This window comes from Mycobacterium sp. E2699, assembly GCF_001666745.1.
Classification (GTDB): Bacteria; Actinomycetota; Actinomycetes; order Mycobacteriales; family Mycobacteriaceae; genus Mycobacterium.
Genome location: NZ_LZJH01000013.1, coordinates 1 through 1,144 on the forward strand (window position 1 = coordinate 1; position 1,144 = coordinate 1,144).

1 protein-coding gene is annotated in these 1,144 nt (G+C 70.7%); it reads left to right on the forward strand.

The window, feature by feature from the left end; all coding sequences use genetic code 11:
• A partial coding sequence (locus A5696_RS00740) for an HAD-IC family P-type ATPase (RefSeq protein WP_156738199.1) occupies positions 1 to 1,144 on the forward strand: 1,144 nt, incomplete at both ends.

Below are 1,144 nucleotides of genomic sequence, written 5' to 3' on the forward strand. Positions count from 1 at the left end.
GGCGACATCGACATCCTGATCACCGACAAGACCGGCACGCTGACGGAGGGCCGCATCCGCCTGGTCGGCGCGGTCGATCCGGCCGGTGCGCCGGCCGAGCCGGTCCGGCGGCTCGGGTTGCTGGCCACCGACGTCGACCCGGAATCCGGTGTGGTGAGCGCCAATCCGCTCGACGCCGCGCTGTGGGACTCCCCGCAGCCACAGCAACTGGTGGGCGGCGCGGTGCGCCGCGTCGCGCTGCTGCCGTTCGACCACGAGCGGCGCGCGACGTCGGTGTTGGTCGACGACGACGGCAACCGCCTCCTCGTCGTCAAGGGCGCCCCCGAACAGGTCCTGGACCGGTGCGACGGGACGCCGGCGGCCGCGGATGCGACCCTGGCGGACTTGTTCGCCGCCGGACGGCGGGTGGTCGCCGTCGCCACCCGCCCGGCCGCCGAGCTGACGGAGCTCACCGCCGACGACGAACACGACCTCACGCTGGCCGGCTTTCTGGTCTTCGCCGACGAACCCAAACCCGCGGCGCGCCAGTCGCTGGCACAGCTGGCCGAACTGGGCATCGAGCTCAAGATCGCCACCGGCGACAATCCGCGGGTCGCCGAAAAGGTCTGCAATGACCTGGGTTTGGCGTCCAAGGGCACTCTCACCGGCGCCGAGCTGGAACCCCTCGACGACGACGGGTTCGTCGACGCCGCGCAAAACCACACCATCTTCGCGCGCATCTCCCCCGAGCAGAAGGCGCGGCTGATCACCGCGCTGCGCCGCAACGGGCGATCGGTCGGCTTCCTCGGCGACGGCGTCAACGACGCGTTGGCCCTGCACGCCGCGGACGTGGGGATCTCCGTAGACAGCGCCACCGACGTCGCCAAGGACGCGGCCGACGTGGTGCTGCTGGAAAAGGACCTGGGCGTGCTGGCCACCGGCGTCGCCGAGGGCCGCCGGATCTTCGCCAACACGATCAAGTACGTGCTGATGGGCACGTCGAGCAACTTCGGCAACATGTTCAGCGCGGCCGCCGCCTCGGCGCTGCTGCCGTTCCTGCCGATGCTGCCCAGCCAGATCCTGCTGAACAACCTGCTCTACGATGCCTCGCAGTTGGCGATCCCCACCGACCGCGTCGATGAGGAGCAACGCGATGCGCCGGCGC